This window comes from Hungatella sp. SL.1.14 (genome assembly GCF_024460495.1).
Lineage (GTDB): Bacteria > Bacillota > Clostridia > Lachnospirales > Lachnospiraceae > Hungatella > Hungatella hathewayi.
The window spans coordinates 141,742-157,370 of sequence record NZ_JANFYJ010000010.1 but is presented as its reverse complement, the minus strand read 5'-3'; the positions used below and the strand labels follow the sequence as shown (position 1 = coordinate 157,370).

Annotated in this window: 15 protein-coding genes; 7 read left to right on the top strand and 8 right to left on the bottom strand. The window is 42.6% G+C overall.

The genetic code is table 11. The features are described 5' to 3' along the window. Positions 1–915 (bottom strand): dihydrodipicolinate synthase family protein, encoded by a 915-nt coding sequence (locus NE473_RS13045; protein ID WP_055649043.1) that lies wholly within the window; start codon positions 913–915, stop codon positions 1–3. Between the two features lie 43 nt (positions 916–958). Further along, a complete protein-coding gene (locus NE473_RS13040) occupies positions 959–2,128 on the bottom strand; it encodes a MalY/PatB family protein (RefSeq protein ID WP_055649044.1) in 1,170 nt (389 codons plus the stop codon). A gap of 193 nt (positions 2,129–2,321) precedes the next feature. Here NE473_RS13040 and NE473_RS13035 point away from each other — a divergent pair, with 193 nt between their 5' ends. The 5 genes from NE473_RS13035 (at position 2,322) to NE473_RS13015 (ending at position 7,466) form a co-directional block, all read left to right on the top strand. Further along, the gene (locus NE473_RS13035) at positions 2,322–3,209 is read left to right on the top strand and encodes a carbohydrate ABC transporter permease (protein ID WP_055649045.1); all 888 of its coding nucleotides are present in this window, start codon (positions 2,322–2,324) and stop codon (positions 3,207–3,209) included. Continuing rightward, the gene (locus NE473_RS13030; protein WP_055649046.1) at positions 3,206–4,042 is read left to right on the top strand and encodes a carbohydrate ABC transporter permease; all 837 of its coding nucleotides are present in this window, start codon (positions 3,206–3,208) and stop codon (positions 4,040–4,042) included. The genes NE473_RS13035 and NE473_RS13030 overlap by 4 nt, the downstream gene beginning before the upstream one ends. A gap of 64 nt (positions 4,043–4,106) precedes the next feature. Then, positions 4,107–5,528: an ABC transporter substrate-binding protein gene (locus tag NE473_RS13025; protein WP_055649047.1), complete on the top strand. Its 1,422-nt coding sequence runs from the start codon at positions 4,107–4,109 to the stop codon at positions 5,526–5,528. A gap of 97 nt (positions 5,529–5,625) precedes the next feature. Then, complete coding sequence (locus NE473_RS13020) at positions 5,626–6,501, top strand: MurR/RpiR family transcriptional regulator (protein ID WP_055649048.1); 876 nt, start codon at positions 5,626–5,628, stop codon at positions 6,499–6,501. Positions 6,502–6,611: 110 nt separating this feature from the next. After that, positions 6,612–7,466 carry a MurR/RpiR family transcriptional regulator gene (locus tag NE473_RS13015; protein WP_055649049.1) on the top strand — a complete coding sequence of 285 codons (855 nt, stop codon included), beginning with the start codon at positions 6,612–6,614 and terminating at the stop codon, positions 7,464–7,466. 218 nt (positions 7,467–7,684) lie between these two features. Here the strand turns inward: NE473_RS13015 and NE473_RS13010 are convergent, their stop codons facing one another. Together NE473_RS13010 and NE473_RS13005 are read right to left on the bottom strand one after the other, a co-directional pair. After that, positions 7,685–10,048: a glycoside hydrolase gene (locus NE473_RS13010; protein ID WP_070102752.1), complete on the bottom strand. Its 2,364-nt coding sequence runs from the start codon at positions 10,046–10,048 to the stop codon at positions 7,685–7,687. A gap of 812 nt (positions 10,049–10,860) precedes the next feature. After that, entirely contained in the window at positions 10,861–11,538 is a 678-nt protein-coding gene (locus NE473_RS13005; protein ID WP_055649050.1) for an aminoglycoside phosphotransferase family protein, read from the bottom strand. A gap of 47 nt (positions 11,539–11,585) precedes the next feature. On the opposite strand from NE473_RS13005, the gene NE473_RS13000 reads away from it, so the two are divergent. Continuing rightward, positions 11,586–11,894, top strand: coding sequence for a hypothetical protein (locus NE473_RS13000; protein ID WP_055649051.1), 309 nt, complete (start codon positions 11,586–11,588; stop codon positions 11,892–11,894). Positions 11,895–11,910: 16 nt separating this feature from the next. Further along, positions 11,911–12,084, top strand: coding sequence for a phosphatase PAP2 family protein (locus NE473_RS12995; RefSeq protein WP_341465576.1), 174 nt, complete (start codon positions 11,911–11,913; stop codon positions 12,082–12,084). 10 nt (positions 12,085–12,094) lie between these two features. Here the strand turns inward: NE473_RS12995 and NE473_RS12990 are convergent, their stop codons facing one another. Genes NE473_RS12990 through NE473_RS12975 form a run of 4 tightly spaced genes read right to left on the bottom strand, consistent with a single transcriptional unit; the run spans position 12,095 to position 15,553 of the window. Next, positions 12,095–13,483: a HAMP domain-containing sensor histidine kinase gene (locus NE473_RS12990; RefSeq protein WP_055649052.1), complete on the bottom strand. Its 1,389-nt coding sequence runs from the start codon at positions 13,481–13,483 to the stop codon at positions 12,095–12,097. Next, a complete protein-coding gene (locus NE473_RS12985; protein WP_055649053.1) occupies positions 13,476–14,126 on the bottom strand; it encodes a response regulator transcription factor in 651 nt (216 codons plus the stop codon). The genes NE473_RS12990 and NE473_RS12985 overlap by 8 nt, the downstream gene beginning before the upstream one ends. Positions 14,127–14,165: 39 nt before the next feature. After that, positions 14,166–14,957 carry a class I SAM-dependent methyltransferase gene (locus NE473_RS12980; protein WP_055649054.1) on the bottom strand — a complete coding sequence of 264 codons (792 nt, stop codon included), beginning with the start codon at positions 14,955–14,957 and terminating at the stop codon, positions 14,166–14,168. Next, a complete protein-coding gene (locus NE473_RS12975) occupies positions 14,954–15,553 on the bottom strand; it encodes a WHG domain-containing protein (protein WP_055649055.1) in 600 nt (199 codons plus the stop codon). The genes NE473_RS12980 and NE473_RS12975 overlap by 4 nt, the downstream gene beginning before the upstream one ends. Between the last annotated feature and the right edge of the window lie 76 nt (positions 15,554–15,629).

Here is a 15,629-nt window from a genome sequence, read left to right as displayed (position 1 = left end):
TTAACAGTATTTTGTGGTAGCGTCTTTAATTAAATGTTCGCATTCATCAACTTTGGGTATATCATCTGATGTGAGCGGCGTGAGCGGAAGGCGGACTGACCCTATATTTAGGCCATTTCGTTTCAAGATTTCTTTGATAACCGCATACATATTTCCTTTACATGCACACATGGTATAAATGATCTGATTAATATCATATTGAATCTCTCGTGCCATTACTAAATTGTTGTTTCTTAAATATTCGTCGGCCTTCAAAAAGAGCTGAGGCATGACTCCATATGTCCCGCCGATTGCGCCTTCTGCGCCTATAATGCGTCCACTGATGAACTGTTCATCAGGTCCATTAAAAACAATACAATTATTTCCACCTTCTGCCTTAAACATCTGAATATCCTGTACCGGCATAGAAGAATTTTTAACCCCTATGACGCGTGGATTTTTGCGCATCTCTCGGAATAAAGAAGGTGTAAGAGAAACCCCTGCAAGTTGGGGGATATTGTAAATAATAAAATCTGTGAGAGGAGCGGCACTTGAGATATCATTCCAGTATTGGGCAATTCCATATTCTGGAAGATGGAAATATATGGGTGGGATAGAGGCGATCGCATCGACCCCCAGACTTTCTGCATGTGCAGCAAGCTCCATACTATCAGCTGTATTGTTACAGGCGACATGCGCAATAATGGTCAAACGTCCGTTTGCTTCCGCTACAACATTTTCCAGCACTGTTTTTCGTTCTTCTTTGCTCTGATAAATGCATTCTCCAGATGAACCACATACGTAAGTACCTTTTACACCAGCATCGATGAGATAGCGGGTTAAAGCGCGAACTCGTTTTGGGCTTATATTCCCGTCATCATCATAGCAGGCATAAAAAGCAGGGATAACACCATGGTACTTTTCTAAATTATTCATTTTAAATCCTCCTATTTGTTTAAGCCTCTGATGAGGCGATTTTTCAGATAAATACTTTTTTCAGGCGATTAAGCGCTTCTATGAGCAGGCTTCGAGGGCATGCGTAATTTAAGCGGATGAAGGAGTCACCGCCATTGATAAAGTCGGTTCCTCTGGTTATGGCGACATGAGCTTCATACACACATTTTTCAATGATGGTGTCTGGTGACATCCCAGACATAGAAAAGTCAATCCATAAAAAGTATGTAGCCTCCGGAAGATATGCATGTGCCACAGGGATATGTTTATTAATGTAGGCGACCGCAAAACGTGCATTCTCCAGTAAATAGTTTTGCAGATTATTGACCCACAATTCACCATGTTCATAGGCACCGATCAGTGCCTCAATTCCCAGTGTGTTTTTTACTTTTAAACCGGAAGCCAGAATTGCCTGATTAAAACGATTGCGAAGAATATCGTTTTTGATGACAGCAAAAGCTGTGCATAAACCGGCAATATTAAAAGTTTTGGTGGGAGAATAAAGAGCAATTGCAATTTCTTTTGCGTAACTGTTGGCGGTAAAGATCGTAGTAAATGGGTTTGAAAGTGTCATATCAGCATGAATTTCATCTGAAATTAGAAAAACATGATGACGAAAACAGAGTTCAACTAGCCTGGAAAGCTCCCCGACTGTCCAGACGCGCCCGGTAGGATTATGAGGAGAGCAAAAAAGAATCATCTTTACTTGTTCAGCTAATATTTTTTCTTCAATAAGATCAAAATCCAATTCGTAATGATCTTCGGTCTTTTTCATAGGACAGATGATCAGTCTTCTTTCGTTAAAGGTTACTGCATTGTAAAAAGCATGATATCCAGGAGTAGGAACTAAGATGGAATCGCCCTTTTCCGTTAATCCCTGGACAGCCATTGCAACACCTCCAAGTACACTGGATACTGGAATTATCTCATTTTTCGAAATGTCTGCACCATACCGTTTTTTTTGCCAGTCGGTGATGCTGTTCCAATAAGCTTCTGGCAACTGCATATAACCAAATATGGGATGGTTTAACCGTTTTGTTAAGGCGTCTGTTACTGCCGGAGGGCAGGCGAAGTCCATGTCAGCTACCCACATTGGAATTACGTCATCCGTCTGTATATTGTAGGGGATGGCATCCCATTTACTGCAATCTGTACTGCGTCGGTTAATTACAACATCAAATGGAATATAGTTCATTTTATATCCTCCTTGTCTGATAGACCGTTTCCTGTTTTTAGAATAACATAAAAATAACAAATGTCAATAATTTTTTTTATTTTAAAATATAAATAAAATATTTTTTTATTTTGTTGACATATTGTTCTAAAAAGAATATAATACAATCAAAACAAATGTAAATAATACACAAAAAAGAGACGGAGGTTATTCAGTGAAAAAGAAAAAAACACATCTCAACAGTCCTTATACAGGATACCTTTTTATACTTCCACAATTTCTGTTTTTTGCAGTATTCACAATTTATCCGGTATTTGAAGGGGTACGGATCAGTCTTTATAAAACTACTGCAGTACAGAATACTTTTGTAGGGCTAAATAATTATATTACTTTATTTCAGGATTCGGTTTTTATAAGAAGTGTGTTTAATACGTTGTTTCTTGTTGTTGTTGTGACAGTGTGTATGCTGCTGTTTGGGATGCTGATATCTGTGGCTATTTTTGATAAAAATTCAAAATATATAGCTGTGGTCCGTAGTTGCTATTATCTACCTGTTATTGTTTCAACAGTTGTAATGAGTATGGTATGGAAATTTTTATTAAATCCAGCCAATGGCCTTATTAATTATCTGTTAAAAAAGGCGGGAGCTAATGTTACGAATCCACTCGGAAATCCTGGTACAGTACTGTGGGTGATTGCATTTGTGACGATTGTGGCCAGTGTCGGGCAGGCAATTATCATGTACGTGGCCAGTATGGGAGGTATCTCCGGTGATATTTTGGAGGCAGCAGAAGTGGATGGCGCAAGCAAGTTCCAGAGAACAATACATATAATACTTCCCCTTACAAAGCCAACGACGCTATATCTTTCTGTCACAAGTGTAATCTCCATGCTGAAACTGTTTGTTATTATTCAGTTGTTAACTGATGGTGGACCTAACAATTCATCTATGACAATGATGTATTATCTATACCGGAATGCTTTTTCTTATGATAAGAAGAATATTGCTGCGGCAGTCGGAGTATTGATGTTCATTCTTGCAGTTGTAATGGCAATTCCACAGTTTAGGTCTATGAGCGGAAACGGAGGAAAAAAGAGATGAACAAAAAAATAAAGCATATGGAGCCTTTTGATTTTGTATTAAATATTTTAGTTTGCTTTATGGGTATTTTAAATCTTTTTCCTTTTTATTGGCTGGTAACCAGTTCTTTTAAAACATCTGCCGGAATTTTTAAGATGCCGCCGGAATGGTTTCCTTCTACATTTCACTACAAAAATTATATTGATCTTTTTGTGGGGCAGCCAGCCTTTCGCTGGGCTTTTAATAGTATTTTGGTATCAGTGGTGACGACTGCTTTGGTAGTTGTCTGCTCCTCACTGGCGGCGTATGCTATATCAAAATTGGAATTTAGATGGAAGAATGTTATATTTGCCATATTCATTGGAGCGTTGATGATTCCCAAAGAAATTTTTATTGTTCCCCTTTTCCAGATCATCTTAAAGTTCCATTTGAGTGACAGCTATATGGGGATGATTCTTCCTAATGTTGCGACTACATTTGGAGTATTTTTATTAAAAGGCTTTTTTGATACAGTTCCGGATTCTATTCGGGAATCCGGGAGACTTGATGGGGCCAGAGAACTGACTATCTTTACCAGATTGGTTATACCGATTGTGAAGCCGGGAATAGGTGCTTTATTTATTTTGAATTTCGTAAATGTATGGAATGATTATCTTTGGCAGATGCTTATTGCACGTAGTAAGAATATGATGACCTTAATGGTTGGAACTGCGAGTATCATGCAGGAAATCAGTCCCAATTATGCGTATAAAATGGCGGGGGCCACTGTTGCAAGCCTGCCAATGCTGTTGATATTTATTTTTTTCCAGCGTTATTTTACGAAAGGAATTACCATGGGAGCTGTAAAGGAATGATTTACAAGTGATATTCAGGCCCAATTATGGGGCTGAGATATAAATAAAAGGAGGAAATATTTCTATGAAAAAGGCATTATCAATTATGATGGCATCATCAATGGTGTTGTCGCTGGCCGCATGCAGTGGATCAGCTACGTCCCCCACAACTGTGGCACCAGAGCCTTCAAAGTCAGCTGCAGAGGAATCTAAGGCGGAAGAAACGACTAAGGCTGCTGTTTCGGGGGAACGTATGGAACTTACAGTCTGGTTGACACCCAGCTGGAAAGGGGTTTTTAGTGGTGATGAACCGGGGGCAGACTATGACAGTTTCTTTGTGGAGGCTGGAAAGCGGTATACGGAAAACGTAAATCCTAATGTGACAGTTAAAGTGGAAGTGATTCCGGGAGACAGCCGTGATGAGAAGCTTAATGTTGCGGAGTCAACGAACACGCTTCCAGATATCGTATACGAAGGTGCATTTACCATGTCATCGTATTATCATAAAGGATCCATTGTTACGTTGGATGATATTGTTAATGAAGATGATAAAAAGGATATTGCAGAAGGAATTTGGGAGAACTGTATGGTAGAAGATAAAACGTTTATTTTCCCGTTTGCACATATGCCAGGCACTCTTGTGTATAATGCAGATATGTTTAGAGAGGCTGGATTAGAGGATAAAATTGCGGGAGAATATGAAATTGCCACATGGAGTCCGGATGAATTGAAAGAAATTCTGAAAAAGTTGAAAGAAGAAAAAAAGGATGTATATCCAATGTCCTTGTTTGCCATGAATAATCAAGGGGATACATGGAATCTCACATGGCTCCGAATGTTTGGAAATAAATTCTATGGTGATGATGGGCATCTTGTTGTTAATGAAGAATCGGGAGTGAGGGCTTTGCAATATCTTCTGGATCTTTACAATGAAGGACTGACTGTACCGGGAGCAGAGTCTCTTACGTCGAACGACTGTAATGCAATGTTTCAGAATAAGCAAATTGCTGTAAGCTTTACCAATAGTACATTATTTACGAATCTCCAGACTGATATGGCAAATGGCACAATAGAACCATTTGATGCACGGCTTGCAAACATACCTGGCGATCCAAATCCCAATTCCTTTACATATGTTTCTGGCTTTATGGCTATGAATACAGGAAATGAGAATAAGATAGCAGCAGCTAAGGATTTCATTAACTATGTCTGCCATGATCCGGAATTAGTACTGGCATCTAAAAATACACTTCCAGTACGTGAAACGGTAACGAAGCAGGTATCAGGAGAACTTCCATTTTTGCCTGCATATACAGAAAATGCAAAGTATATTTATAATTTTTCCAATAATATTCCTGGATATAATGAACTGCGTAATGTACTTTTCCCCGAACTTCAGGCTGCATTAACAGGTCAGAAGACGGCCCAGGAAGCTCTCAACAGCTATGTGGAAAAAGGAAATGTAATTATTGATGAGGGTCGTGCAAACTCGGTTATATACAATTAATAACTTTTGCCTGTTCTGCTTGCATGAACGACGGCCGCAGATTATACTAAATCTGTGGCCGTTTACAAAAATTTCCAAAAAGAAAGGAGATACCTTAATGAGTTATAATGAGGTTCCCAATCGCATAGCTGAAAAATACAGCAAAATGACAAAATCAGAAAAGAGGATCGCAGATTATTTTCTGGAACAAAAAAGGGATCTGCAGCTGACATCTATCACGGAACTGGCAGAGCAATGCAGTGTAGCTGACAGTACAATTTTTCGCTTTTGTAAAATGCTGGGATATAATGGCTATAATGATTTTAAGATTGCTATAGCTAAGGAGCAGGGACGGGTACAAGGAACAAGTGATGCGGAAGGTAAAGAATTTGATATATATAGTAGTATAACAACGGAGGATGATATACCGACGACCGGGCAGAAACTGGCTGCTATGTATTCTGCAGCACTTGAACAGACGCAGGAATTACTGAGGCCTACAAGTGTAGAAATGGCAGCCCATATTTTGCTGCAGTCGGAACGAGTGTATTGTTTTGGTCAGGGAGGAAGCTTAATTACGGCTATGGAAGCATGGGTACGTTTCAGTGCGGTAGCCAGACATTTTGAGACGATACAGGATACATATCTTCAGGTGATTTCAGCGACTTTATTGACTGAAAAAGATACTATATGGTTTTTTTCATACTCGGGATCAACTAAGGATATGGCTGATATACTTGGTCAGGCTCGTCAACGGGGGGCTAAGGTCATTGTGGTAACCCGATATGCAAAATCACCAGCAACAAAATATGCGGATGTGGTATTGATTTGCGGATCGAATGAAAGTCCTTTGCAGTCAGGATCAATTGTTGCGAAGGTTTCTCAATTATTTGTTATTGATATGGTGTATCAGGAATATATCAGAATGGCACCCGAAGAGTGTGAGAACAATCGAAATCTTACAAGTCAGGCGGTAGCAAATCGTCTATTATAGTCTAAGTTACATCTACATTACCAGAGACGATAAAGTTAATATTTAATAATAAATGTAAAAGTTTATTTGTAAAGTAGAGTCAGGCGTGTTATGCAGTAAGGAGGAGGAACGTGCAGGAAGATTTTTTGGCCATCATAAACGATAGATATGATCGATTGACAAAGACCGAAAAGAAAGTAGCTGATTTTGTTCTTAAATGTCCGCGAAAAGTTTTGTTTATGTCCATTATGGATTTGTCTGAATGTTGTGGTGTCAGTGATACAAGCGTATTCCGTTTCTGCCAAAAAATGAACCTGGAAGGGATTCGGGAGTTTAAAGTGAGACTATCGTTAAGCCTTCGGGATAAACAGTTGGAGAATGAAGCGTGGGAAAATAAGATTGATTTCAACGCTTCATTTATGTCATTGTCTCGTAATATTCTGAATATCAATTTAGGTATGCTGCGTCAAACTTCTGAACTGTTAAATAAAAGTTATATCAGCGCTGTCAGCCGAGCTTTCCATAAGGCAGGGAGAGTCTGTTTTTTTGGTGTAGGAGCTGATTTGATAACGGCCATAAGTGCCGCCGGTACCTTTCAAAGAATTGGTGTAAAAGCATACTATGTAGAGGCAACACATATGCAGATGATGGCAGCTTCTGCAATGAAAAAAGAGGAGGTGGCAGTGATATTTTCCAGTACAAGGGCGGAGCGGGATATTTTGCAAATTGCGGAACAGGCAAAGCTGAACGAAGCATTTTTGATTTGTATTACTTCATTTATAAAATCGTCACTGACCGCACTTGCAGATTTGGTACTGCCTGTTCATATGTATAAAGAGCAATTGTCCGATGGGGTCATATCTCCGGAAATCAATCAATATTTTTTGGTGAACCTAATTTACGCGGAGTATTATCGTACATACTTTGAGAGAGCCAGTAAGAAAGAGGATGAGATATGCGCCTCTGTATTGGAGAAAATATGCTGAATAGAGAAGTTTGAATCTATTCGGGAAAGATGTGGATCCCTGGTGTGGAAAATAAAAAATTGTATGTATGTTAAATGAAATTTTTTCTGCATAGAATGTAACTTATGAATTAAAAAATCTGTTCCCTGTAATATAGTGAGGAGAACAGATTTTTTTAATTCCGCCTAAAACCAGTGAAACTACGATTATACTCTAACGTTAAATTTCAGTATCTGTTCTTATAAATGATTCGGAGTAAGCAAAGGCGTATAGACCTCCCTGCTCCCATTCATCTCAATAAGCACAGAGTGTGCCGGGATTTCAATATTCTCATACTGATAAGAGGAATCACCGAAATTAGCAACCGCAACCGCGGCCGCATCCCCGCTGCCCCCGAACACAGTTTTCTGCACGCTGCCATCCTCGCTCTTATATTCGAAACCGGTCATTTCCTTGGTGACAGCCGTTTGGCTGAAGTCCGACCAGACGGTTTGATGGCGGAGAATGTCATCTTTATAATCTGACCATTCCACTGCATCCAGGTGATAAAGCGGTGGAACGTTGTACAGAATTTCCCGTATCATACGATCCGCGGTTGCTCCTTTAATTTTAAAGGTCGACCAGTCCCAGTGGTAGCTGGTGATGACAGAATCATTGTAGACGAGCTTGAAAAGGGGGGTGTCGTATTTCGGGTCCACAAAGATGGTATGGTACTGTTCTTTTACCGGAATCCGTTTGGAAAAATGCTCTGCGGCTCCGCCGTTCGGGTTGTAATACTTTCCAATATAATAGTCGCTGTCCCGATTCTTTTTCATGTCCTCATCCATCCAGGCAAATGTCTTTAATTCTATCCCATGGGCGTATGCGATATCAGAGGCCGCGAAATCATTGCCGCCCTCCGAGCCGATAACGAGATGGTACTGGTCTCTGATGTAAGACATACGTTCCAGCCTGGCAGCAAGATCTTCCTCCTGTGTGGTGATATGAGAAGGCGTGTAATCATCATAGATCTCTCCGGTTGCGTCACAGTCGATAAACCAGGAGTTAAACGGCAGTTGGTTGGACATAATGGTTTCCATACGATTTTTGACGGCAGGAAGCGACAGGGCGGGATTTAGTTTACGGCCGACGTTCTGAAATCCGCTTTCCGGTTTGCCGTTCTGATCCCTTATGACAGCGTTTTCATACAGGGATTGATCATCAAACTGAGCGGTAATCCACTGCTCCCTGCCCGGCTCGTGAATCGAATGGTAGGAGTCGTAGCTGGCGATGAGATAATCCTGGCTGACCGCAGTTTCGACCAGCTCCGGTTTCACATACGCCTGTTCCCAGCTGTTTAAGCCGATCCATGCGTGGTCGATGCCGCCTTCCTTCATTTCCTGAAGCAGAGTTACCGTCTGGGAATCCATCCACTGTCCGGCATCGGCAAATACTTCCGGTAAATTTGCCGCGACAGCATATTTGTGAACCTGAATCCGTTCCGTTTCACTTAAATTATCATATCCTTTTGCCAGGAGAACCTCTAACTCTGAAGAACTCTGAGTAAAGACAGAGGGCTCCCAGAAATCGTCCCGCTTCAAAAGCTGGCTGATGTAGCTGCAGATTACATTTTTCTGATATTCTGCCACGTAGTCCTGGCCCTGTATTTCCTTCAGGACAGCTGTAAATTCCTGACCATTTTCCAGGCGTCCGGCAAATGACAGAAAATATTCCATGGCCGGAGAGGAAAGGGACGTTCGCAATGCCTGCCAGTTGATATCATCCGCTGATATGGCGAAATCTCCCCAAAGATAGATGAAAGGAGCACCGTACAGCTTACGGATATTGGGATTTGTCTCCGCTTTCTGTTCCAGGGTGGTAAACTGTCCCTGCTCGATTACGTAATTGCGATACAGCTTGGCTGCGCTGACAGGATCCTTGTCCGTGATGTAAATTCGAAATCTGTTTGTCCGGTTATCATCGATCGCCGGATACTGATGGGAAACAGAGAACGCGATGGGGGAATCCGACGTAAAATTCATCTGTGTCCGGTAAGGATCTTCCATAATAAACAGGAGGTTGTAGCTTCCGGCGGATGAGATCCAGAACGGCATGGAAAGCTGCTCCATTACCTGAAATTCCCCGCCATTTAAATAATCGGACCAGGCCGGATCGTCCGCAGGTACCCGTTTGCCTTCGCCAAAGGGAAAATAGTAGGTATCTGCGGAGATAACGGGCCATGTAAAGGAATTGGCGTTCTCATTTTCCGAGGTAATCTCTACACTTAAATAGTCCTTTTCGGGAGTCAGGGAAACTGATATCTGCTCATCGGGATAGCGCCAGCTGACAGTATCTCCAACTTTTACATAGTCCAGTACGGTTCTTCGTTCCCCCTTAGCAGCTGCCGTTATAAGCGTCTGTTCCACCTCAAAGGACAGGGTAAATTCTTCCGGCTCTGCCTCAAAATCAAAGGGAAGTCCGGTATACTGGGATTCAAAGACCTCCGTTTCCACCGGGACGGCCGCAGATGACGGTTCCGGATTCTGGCTGTTGGACGCACAGCCGGTTAAAGCCAGGGTTAATGGCAGAAGCAGGCCCAGTTTTTTAGACAGTAAATATTTCATTTTATACTCCTTTTCTTGATTTTTCATTTTTGCGCGCAGGGAATCGGAAGGACAGGAATGCATATCCAGCCGATGACTGCCGTAAGAGTCCAATACTTGCTGCTGATGATTCAAATACCTTATGCCGGTTTGCTTCCTGCTGCTTACGCTATTCCTGACAGGATACCTGCCATGAACAGCTGTATATCGGGCATTTGATTCATACAGAGGGGATTATAAGGCTCGGTTGTTACATTCATGTGACAAAATAGACATGGATTGACAATTTACATGACTGGAATGATATGAAAAAAGGAATGCAGGATGGCCAGTTGCTTTTCTTCCAGAGTCCGCTTATAATAAATCAGCAGGCCGTAAAGGCAAATTCCAACAGATACAGAAAATCACCATACCAAATTACCGGATTAGGAGACTACAATGGAGTTTGACGAAAAGCTGCAGAAACACAGAAAAAAGAATAATCTCACCTAAGAACAGCTTGCAGAGTAGCTGTTTGTATCGAGGACAGCGGACAACCGTCAAGACTGAAATGAACGGATTTACACTCGCCTTTACAGCCGCTCGACGTCCCGCTGAATGGGTGGACGAGCGGCCAATCCCTCAAAGTGCTTGGCCACTCTCTTTCTGATTTTGAAGCGTTCCTTTTCTCAAAATTGAAATAGGCGGGAAGCCATTTTGGGGCTTTCTCGCCTTGATTACCCTTTAGCAAAGGCGGGTGGGACTGTCTACGATAACACATTTGTGCGCCACTCATCTTGACTGTGGGTTAGCTTTGTTATTTTCTCGATAAGTAGAATGCTGTTAGTCAAATCTTAACTTTCATATTGTCGATAAAATTCAATAATATTAAGATATTCTGCAATATCATTCTCTGATACGTCTATACATTTTAAATATTTATCAGCTAAAGAACCATCAAACTGCTTAATAAGAAAATAGGTTCTTGCTATATCATATACAGCAGGGCCACGGCATACATTCATAAAATCAATAATAACAGGAGTTCCATCTGACATTATTAATATATTATTTGGATGTAAATCTCCATGCAATAGACAATCATCATCAGGCAAAGAATTTATAGTATTGAAAATCACTTGATTATTTATTTTTTTATTCTTTAAAATAGCAATTAAGTATTCTTTATATGATAAAACATTTTTAGTATGATGTGCAAGAATGTCTAGTTGCAAGTTTACAAATATATTTAAATATTCATCTAAATTTGTTTCGTTTTCCATCATAATATTTAAAAATGTTTTTCCATCAATCCGTTCATAGATAATCCCTTTACGATTTTCTATCGTAATCATTTGGAAAGGTTTAGGAATTTTAATTCTATTTTTATACATTTCTTTGGAATTCCGAAATTCGAGTGCAACATACTCATCTGGATATCCTTCATAGAAAAGTTTACAAACTCTTTTGTTTCCGTAGTCAAAAACTTCTGCCGTATTTCCTTTACCTAATAACTTCATATTTTCAAGCATTTTATCCTCCCTATAAATTCGTATTTGAACTGTTCGGTGTGAACCCGATGTGGTATAACATAAGTGAATGGCTGGGTGCCGCCGCCATGGCGACTGCGTTCGGGTTTATCATGGCAGGGCTGTTCCAGCTTGTAACACGCAGAAGCATCTGGAAGGTCGATGTCCCGATTCTGGTGTTGGGTGCATTTTATGGTATCCTTGCGGCCTGTTATGCGTTCTTCGAGGTCATTGTCATCAATTACAGACTCGTTATCCTCACACAAGGGTTAGAGGCATTTTATCCGTCTTCCCATACGGTTGGCCTCCATCTGTATTATGGCTACGGCGATGATCGAATTTCACGTCTATCTGCGTAAGCAGAGAGGGTGGCTGTTGGCAGCAGATACAGCAGCCGTTCTAATCCTTGCATTAACAGTGGTCGGGAGAATGCTCTCTGGCGTACACTGGTTTACTGATATTGTGGCAGGCGTGATCCTTTCGGCGGCGCTGACCTCTCTGTTCTGTCTGGCGCTGCAGTATATAGGGGAACGATCCGCCAAAGCATAAACGGCAGATTCTAGAAAATGACCTCAAATGTAATTGTTTGGTCTTCCCGTATACAGCGGACCTGATATCCGAACTTATCAGCGATTTTTTTGACGATCGGCAGACCGAGTCCGGTACCGGACAGCGCCTTGTTGCGGGAGGGTTCTCCGACATAGAACGGTTCCCAGATCCGTTCCGTGTCCAGATCGTCATTTCCCAGATCGTTTGTGATCCGAAAACAGCACTGGCCTTCGTTTTTGACGAGTTCTGCATTTACGGTGCCGGAGGCGGCGTATTTTACTGCGTTGGAGAGCAGGTTGGAAAACAGTTCCGTGACCAGCTCTGCATTTCCCATGATTTCCAGATTCGGTGTGACGGCTGTGTTCAGGCTAAGCCCCCGCTTGGAAAGAAAGAGTTTCTGCTCTGCGATGCATTCGAAAAGCAGCAGATCCAGCCTGATAGTGGTCAGAGCATGTTCTTTCCTCTCAATTCCCGACAGGTTCAGAAGCCGTTCTGTCATCTGCGACATCCGGCTGTTCTGCTGAATGATGGTTTCTAAAAAGGTGCCGTCGTCCAGCCCATCCCTGATTCCGGAGGAATACATGCCGATCAGGGAGATAGGGGTCTTCAAATCGTGGGCCACGTCGCTTAAAAGCTGTTCCATCTGCTGATTTTTGGCCTGAAGCATACTCTGATACTGCTGTATGGAAATGCTCATCTGGTTCATGCTGTCCGCAACGTGCTCCAGCTCATCGCGGGTGTTGATAACCAGCGTGCCGTACTCCTGACGGGCGATCTCCTGCGAGAAACGCTCCATACGGCGCAGTGGATTGGTGATATGTTTTACCAGTAAATAGAGCAGTATTACGGTAATAATCAGGGAAATGGCATGAAGCAGGATGCTGAAACGGTTGATAATCCCGATGAAGTCCGCCGTATTAGGAACAATGGCGGCGACCGCATACAAATGGGGGCCCACCGGAATATATTCGACTAAAATACCATAGTTTAACTTGTCCTGCTGGTAAAGGCGAAACTGAAACCCCTTCTGGACGGCGGACAGATAATCCTGATCCCAGAGCCAGAATTTTTGGAAACCGAGACCCTTCTCACGGAATTTTTTCCGCAGACTGCTGCTTAACGCATCGTAGTCGGAAGTATTGGAGGCGTACGTGATCAGCACATTATCGGAAGCTTCCAGGCTGGCGACGGCTTCATCCGGTGACATTCCGGCGTCTAAATATTCCCTTATGCGGCTGCCGGCCTGGCTGACATACTCTGTCTGCTGGCGGAGGTAATACCGCGCCGCCACTTTCGAATTGACAAAAAGCGTGGCGGCCAGAACCAGTACCAGAATCGATGCCGTTCCACAGATAAATTTGGTGGAAAGCCGGTGGAATCGTCGGTTTTCTTTAGTCATGGCTGCCTCCCATCATGTACCCCATACCGATACGCGTCTGGATGAGATCTTCGCCGATCTTTTTACGAAGACGGCGGATATTCGTATCGACGGTGCGGGGGTCTCCCTCATAATCCATCCCCCACACGTGGTTCAAAAGCTGTTCCCGTGACAGTACGATGTTTTGATTGGAGAGAAAATACTTTAATAGTTCAAACTCTGTTTTGGTGAGGACCATCTTCTTGTGGTCTTTTGTCACCTCCATTGTGACCGGATTTAAGCGGATCTCATGGAACTGCAGGACATCAGCCGCGTTGCACAGCTTTTTTATGCGAAGCAAAAGAACCTGGATATCAAAGGGCTTTCGCAGGTAATCGTCGGCGCCGCAGGAAAGGCCGGTTACCTCACTTTCGTTTTCTCCCTTGGCCGTCAGCATGAGAACCTTAACAGGTATGTTGAGGAGACGGATTTCCTTTAAGGTTTGAATTCCATTCTGAACCGGCATCATCCAGTCTAAAAGTACCAGATCGACCGGGTGCTCTGTCAGAAAATCGACGGCGGCACGGCCGTCAGAAACCACGTTTACCAGGTAGCCTTCGTGCTGGAGATAGAGCTTTAAGATTTTCTGCATTTCAGGATCGTCTTCTGCAATCAATAGTTTCATGGTGGTCTCCTTTGCCGGGAATCATGCAGTACAAGTAATTTACTTTTGAAGTATGTCAAGGGCATGGCTTGTAATGCCCGCTAAGTCTTCTCGTTCACAGACTGCAAAATGGTATTTTAAATACAGTTCAAATGTGTCGCGATCCATGGCGTCTATGGCCTCGCGCATGAATAAGGCACAGCCATCCGCTGCGACGTAATGCAGCCGGGTAACAGGAAGGGCAGAGATCAAATCATCGATATCTTCTTTTCTGACAAGTTCAAATAAATCCTTTGGCTCCGACTTAGCGGCAAATGTACGGGAATCGAGCAGGCCCTTTTCCATATACTCTGCGACGTTTATGCTGCCGCGGTGGAAGCCCTCGTCAAGGAGGCAGCCGTCGGATATCACATATGCAGCAAAGATCACGCCGCCTGGTTTTGTCACGCGAATCGCCTCGCGCAGCGCCTGCTGTTTATCCTCGTTGGTGTAAAGGTGATACAGCGGTCCTAACAGCAGTGTGATATCGTACAGATTGTCCGGAAATGCGGACAGATCCATGGCATTGCCCTGGGTAATCGTTATATTCTCTCCTGCCTGGGTGTTTTTACGAAAAATATCTATGTTATGGCCGATCAGTTCCACCGCGTCCACGGCATAGCCCTGACGTGCCAGTGCGTGGGAATACCGTCCGGTCCCGGCTCCGATTTCAAGAATTCGGTCCCCAGGCTTCCTGTATTTTTCAATGTAGCGCATCGTAGTGAGAAATTCAACCGATCCATGTCTGCATGCCAGCCGGTTATCTTCATCGTATTGATTATAAAAATCGGTTAAGTACTGGTTTGCTGTCATATGAGTCTCCTTCTGCTGTTGGGGGCGTCTGAGGGTTCCTGATTGATGAATGCTGATAACAGATTCATCAGCATTTTTTCAGCATTGCCTCTGTCAAATGCAATCTTTCCGGCTGCCGTTAATACTGCGATACCATGGGTATAGAGAAACAGATCCAAAAAGATTACCTTTGCACGTTCTAACTCTACGCCAATGGTTTCGGAAAAGGCTGCCGCTCTTTTTTCGTTATCGGCTTCGTTATAAAAGTCCTTTGCCTCAGCCATATTTAAATCCATATCGTTCATAAATAACAGCTTAAATAAATGCGTTTCTTCCGCTGCAAATTCGATATACGAAAGAGGCAGTAATAAGGAGGGGATTATCTGCTCGGAACTGCTGAAACTGCTCACATACTGAAGATAGTATTCGTATGCAAAATCCAGAAAATCCTTTTTTAACTCCTCCATATTTTCGTAACAGGTAAAAATCGGCCGGGTAGAACACTGCAGTTTGCCTGCGATGCTCCTTGCGTTTACCGTTTCAAACCCTGTCTCTCTTGTGATGTCAAGAACCGTATGTAATATCATGTCTTTTGTGATTTTTGCTTTTGGTGGCATAAGCGGCTGCCTCTCTGTATGTAAATTGTCAGGTGTCAGGTGAAAATTAATAGATTACAGATGTTGTGTAACAATT